Source organism: Arthrobacter sp. 05L45_2, assembly GCF_056397525.1.
This window is the reverse complement of record NZ_JBFTNO010000195.1, coordinates 1-6,019: the sequence shown is the minus strand read 5'-3', so window position 1 is coordinate 6,019 and position 6,019 is coordinate 1. Positions and strand designations below refer to the sequence as shown.

At 65.9% G+C, this 6,019-nt stretch carries 2 protein-coding genes; one reads left to right on the top strand and one right to left on the bottom strand.

The features are described from left to right. A partial coding sequence (locus AC1DHD_RS13335) for an FdhF/YdeP family oxidoreductase (RefSeq protein WP_476880174.1) occupies positions 1-2,052 on the bottom strand: 2,052 nt, incomplete at its 3' end. 353 nt (positions 2,053-2,405) lie between these two features. Between AC1DHD_RS13335 and AC1DHD_RS13330 the strand changes: the two genes are divergently transcribed. Next, positions 2,406-6,019 (top strand): peroxidase family protein (locus AC1DHD_RS13330; RefSeq protein WP_476880173.1); only part of this gene is annotated, 3,614 nt, incomplete at its 3' end.

The window sequence follows — 6,019 nt, the reverse complement described above, 5'->3', positions numbered from 1 at the left end:
CACGAAGACCACGTGGCGGCCCTTCTTGATGCCACGGTAGCGGTCGTTGTGGCCGTAAATGGTGGTGTTGAACTGGTCGTGCGAGCGCATGGTCTGCAGGATCAGGGTGCCCTCCGGCCGTTCCACGTGCTCGAGCTCGTTGACGGTGAGCACCGCCTTGCCGGTCGGCGTCGGGAACGTGCGGGAATCCCGCGGACCGTTGGCCAGGATAAAGCCGCCCTCCTGCCGGATCCGGGTGTTGTAGTCCTCGCAGCCGCCCACCACCCGGGAGATGTGGTCCCGGATGAGGTCGTAGTTCTTCTCGTACCCGTCCCAGTCGGCCTTGATTTTGTCGCCCACCAGTGCCTTGCCCAGCCGGCTCAGGATTGCCGGTTCGGACAACAGGTGGTGCGATACCGGCTCCACACTGCCCCAGGACGGGTGCACCGCGCAGACGGTGTCCTCGACCGAGACGAACTGCTCCCCGGACTCCTGGATGTCGATCTCGGTGCGGCCCATGGTCGGCAGGATCAGGGCTTCAGCGCCGGTGACCACGTGTGAGCGGTTGAGCTTGGTGGAGACCTGGATGGACATGTCCGTCCCGGCCACGGYAGCCTCGGCCGCGTTGGTGTCCGCGATGGCACCGACGAAGTTGCCGCCCATGGCCATAAAGACCTTGATGGCACCTTCCTGCATCCGGTTGATGGTCTCGACGGCGTCAACACCGTGTTCCCGGGGCGGTTCGAAGCCGAATTCCTCGCCGAGGGCCTCCATAAAGGACTGCGGCATCTGCTCCCAGATGCCCATGGTCCGGTCGCCCTGCACGTTGCTGTGCCCGCGGATCGGCGAGGCGCCGGCGCCGGGCTTGCCCATGTTGCCGCGCAGCAGGAGCAGGTTGATGATCTCCTTGATGGTGGCCACGCCCTTCTTCTGCTGCGTGATCCCCATGGCCCAGGTGATAATGACCTTCTCGGCTTTCAGGTAACGGGCCGCGAGCTCGTCAATCTCCTCGGTGCGCAGCCCGGTCGCCGCCAGGACGGCCTGCTCATCCAGCAGCGCCAGGTGTTCCTTGAGTTCCTCGAGCCCCTCGCAGTGCTCCGCCAGGAACGCGTGGTCCAGGACGGTCCCGGGGTTCTTCGCCTCGGCGTCCAGCACGCGTTTGGAGACGGCCTGCAGCAGGGCCATGTCCCCGCCGATCCGGATGTGCAGGAACTGGTCCGCGATCTCGGTGCCGTGGCCGATGATGCCCTTGACCTTCTGGGGGTTCTTGTAGCGCCGCAACCCGGCTTCCGGAAGCGGGTTCACGGCCACGATTTCGCCGCCGTTGTGCTTGCAGTTTTCCAGCTCGGTGAGCATCCGGGGGTGGTTGGTACCCGGGTTCTGCCCCATGATGATGATCAGGTCCGCATCGGCGTAGTCGTCGAAGTTGACGGTCGCCTTGCCGATGCCGATGGTCTGGCCCATGGCCCAGCCGGACGACTCATGGCACATGTTGGAGCAGTCCGGCAGGTTGTTGGTTCCGTAGCCGCGGACCAGCAGCTGGTACAGGAAGGCTGCCTCATTGGAGGTCCTGCCGCTGGTGTAGAAGGCGGCCTCGTCGGGGGAGTCGAGGCTCTTGAGCTTCTCCGTGATGACCGCTATGGCTTCCGGCCAGCTGATCGGCTTGTAGTGGTCCTCGCCGGCCGGTTTGTAGACGGGCTCGGTGAGCCGGCCCTGCATGCCCAGCCAGTAGTCGGAGCGGCCGCGGAGTTCCGTTACGGAATGCTGGGACCAGAAACCGGAGTCGATAACCACCGGCGTGGCCTCCCACGTGACGGCCTTGGCGCCGTTCTCGCAGAACTCAAAGGCCTTGCGGTGGTGCGGATCCGGCCAGGCGCAGCTGGGGCAGTCGAAACCGTCCTTCTGGTTCATCTTCATGACCGTCTTGCGCGTCCGGTTGAGGCCCATCTGCTCGATGGCCGGCTTCATGGAATGGTAGACGCCCGGGACACCAGCGGCCCAGCTCTTCGGATGGTCGGCCACCTCGATGTCTTTCTCGTCCGTTTCCTCGACCCGAGGGTTTTTCTGCGTCACGTGAACTTCCCTTCTGCAAACACCAGCGGCTCGCCGACGGCGGGCACAGGTACCACTACGCACCCTACCCGCAGGGCCAATACAGGCCTACCAGCGTATCCGGAGCGCCGCAAGCAAACCCGCGCCGTGCCGCGGCGACGGCGGTCCTCCACGGGCGTTCCGGGGCCGGCGGGGCGGTGCCGGCTCCAGGCGGCAACCGCGTAGGTACTGCGTACACGGCACCTAAAAAAGCCCCGAAAACCCAGTAGCGGCTGAGTACCGCTGCCCTCGGTGCGCGGCCACCGGGCCCAAGAATTTCCCAAGACGCACCCTGCACTCTTGCTCCATCACTCACTCCCACAGGCAGGTGCGCAATGAATGTGTTCGCAGGTACGAAGGGCGGCGGCCAAAGATTCATCTTTGGCAAACCGACCCGGGTGGTAGCGGCCGGGACAGCGATGGCGCTGCTCGGCTTCCTCGGAATCACCACGACGGCGGTCGGCGCCAGTGCGGCGCCGGCCCCCGTCGGGGCCGGGTTCACGGTCACTCCGTCGGATCTGGCGTTTATCCTCAAGCAGATCAAGATCGCCGAATATCACGTGGCCAATACGACGTCGGCAACGGGCCCCTGCGGTGCCCTGGTCGGGAAGGGGGCGAACCAGATCCCCGACCCGCTGACCTCGTACGGCCTCCGCACCGTCGATGGCTCGTGCAACAACCTGATCAAGGACCGCGAGGGCTACGGCGCAGCCGACCAGCTGTTCCCGCGGTTGACGACGCCGATCTTCAGCCAAGCCGATGACGTCCCCGCAGGATTCGGCCAGCCAGGTTCCTCCGGCTACACGCAGAAGTCCGGCAACGTCTTCGACGCCCAGCCGCGCGAGATCAGCAACCTGATCGTGGACCAGACGGCCACSAAYCCSGCCGCYGTSGCCGCYGCCGGSTTCCCGGTCCGGACCCARRRCAATCCGGGGCTKTTCCCCTGCACCACGGACCCTGTCGGTAGCACCCCCGGCGTCCCGGCGGGCTGCGTGCCCACCGGGGACACGCTGTTCATCCCCAACGTCACCACCGACGTCGGACTGTCCCCGCCATACAACTCCCTGTTCACCCTCTTCGGCCAGTTCTTCGACCACGGCGTTGACCAGACCGTCAAGGGCGGCGGAACCGTATTTGTCCCGCTCAAGGGGGATGATCCGCTGATCACCGTCGGCCCGGACGGCAAGCCGGGAACCGGGGACGAAGTGGCCCCCGGCAGCCCCAACGCCTTTATGGTCCTGACCCGGGCGCAGAACCAGCCCGGCCCGGACCACATCCTGGGGACCGGCGACGACATCCAGGAAGCGGCCAACACCGACTCGCCCTATGTGGACCAGTCGCAGACCTACACCTCGCACCCCTCGCACCAGGTCTTCCTGCGCGAATACGCCAACAACACCGGCGGCAAGCCGGTTTCCACCGGCAAGCTKCTGGGCGGAAGCACCGAACTCAACGCCGGCGGCATGGCCACCTGGGCGGACGTCAAGACCCAGGCGGCAGGCCTGCTGGGCCTCAAGCTCGAGGACAAGGACGTCACCAACATTCCCATGATGGCGGCTGACCCCTACGGCAAGTTCATCCCGGGCCCCGCCCGAGGATTGCCGCAGTACGTCACCCGCTCCGGCCTGGTGGAAGGCGACACGGCGAGCCCCGTTCCGGTGCCCGCAGACGTGCTGTACTTCGACACCCCGTTCCTGACCGACATCGCCCACAACGCGGACCCGTCGCCTCAGGACACCGACCACAACCCGGGAACCCCGCCGGTTGCTCCGCGTCCGGACGACGACACTGTCGCGTCGGCGGACTTCGCGAACCAGCAGGCCGGCACCTACGACGACGAGATGCTCAACGCGCACTTCTGCGCCGGTGACGGCAGGGTCAACGAGAACATCGGGCTGACCACCATCCACCAGGTATTCCACTCGGAGCACGACCGTCTTGTGGCGGACATCGAGAAAACCCTCACCGAGGACACCTCCCTCACCGGTGTGGCAGCGCTCGCCGAATGGAAGCTTGCGGACGGTGCCAGCGGCTGGAACGGCGAGCGCCTGTTCCAGGCGGCCCRCTTCGTCACGGAGATGGAATACCAGCACCTGGTGTTCGAGGAGTTTGCCCGCAAGGTCCAGCCCGCGGTCCAGCCGTTCCACGTCTACCACACGGACATCAACGCGGCCGTCCGGGCCGAGTTCGCCCACGCGGTCTACCGCTTCGGCCACTCCATGCTGACCGAGACCATCGCCCGCACGAACGCGGACGGCAGCGACAACTCCATCTCGCTGCTGCACGGCTTCCTGAACCCGCCCGAATACGCCAACGGCGGGTCGGCCGGACAACTGAGTTCCGAATCGGCGGCCGGCAGCATCGTGATGGGCATGAGCGACCAGGTCGGCAACGAGCTCGACGAGTTCGTGACCGGCACGCTGCGGAACAACCTCCTCGGCCTGCCCCTGGACCTGGCCACGATCAACATGACCCGCGCCCGTTCCGAGGGTGTCCCGCCGCTGAACGTCCTGCGGACCCAGATCCACGACGCCACCGGTGACGGCCAGCTGACCCCGTACACGAGCTGGGCGGACTTCGGACAGAACCTGAAGCACCCCGAATCCCTGATCAACTTTGTGGCCGCTTACGGCACATTCCCGACGATCACCAGCCAATCCACGCTGGCGGGCAAGCGGGCAGCGGCCAAGGCGATCGTTGATCCGGGCATCGGCATCTCACCCTCGGCCGAAGCGCTGGACTTCATGAACAGTGCAGGGGCGTGGGGAGCGAAAGAGACCGGCCTGAACAAGGTTGACCTCTGGGTGGGCGGCCTCGCCGAGAAGACCAACCTCTTTGGCGGCCTGCTCGGCAGCACGTTCAACTACGTGTTCGAGAACCAGCTCACCGACCTCCAGAACGGCGACCGCCTGTACTACCTGGCGCGCACCCCGGGCATGAACCTCCGGACCCAGCTGGAGAGCAACTCGTTCGCGGAGATGATCATGCGCAACACCAACGCGCACTCACTGAAGGCGGACGCATTCGGCACCGCCGACTGCAAGTTCCAGCTGGGCAACCTGGCCGGGACCGCGGACGGATACACCGCGTCGGGGCCCACKGTCGCCGACGACGGGACCACCGAGTGCAAGGAAAACCTGCTGCTCCTGCGCAAGCCGGACGGCACCATCCAGTACATGGAGAAGAACACGGTCGATCCGAGCGGGATCAACGGCCAGTMCGTGTACAACGGCACGGCCAACGCCGACCGCGTCACGGGCGGCAATGACAACGACACGTTCCTCGGCAACGCCGGCGCCGACGTCATCGAAGGCAACGGCGGCGACGACATCGCGCTCGGCGGCGAAGGCAACGACAGGATCACTGACCTGTCCGGCGCCGACGTCCTCAAGGGCGGACCGGGTAATGACTACCTGAACTCCGGCATCGGCGACGACATCAACATGGGCGGCGACGGGCAGGACTTCATCAACGGCGGAGCCAACGACAACGAGACGTTCGCCGGCCCCGGCAACGACTTCGTGCAGTCCGGTGACGGTGCGGACGCGACGTTCGGTGACGGCGGCGACGACTGGATCCAGGGCGGATCCGGCCAGGACCTGCTCATCGGCGACCACGGCGCCCCGTTCTTCGACGATCCGGCGCAGACCAAGCCCGGCAATGACATCTTCGTCGGGCAGGTCGGTGAAAACGACTACGACGCCGAAGGCGGCGACGACATCATGACCAGCAACGCGGCCGTGGACCGGTACGCCGGCGCTGCCGGCTTCGACTGGGCCACGCACCAGCACGACACGGTGGCGGCGGACGATGACATGAAGATCAACAACAACCTGATCGGTCTGCCGTTGCCCGTAATCGTCAACCGCGACCGCTGGCAGGAAGTCGAGGCCAACTCCGGCTCCAAGTTTGACGACGTGATCCGGGGTGACGACGTAGTGCCCAGCAC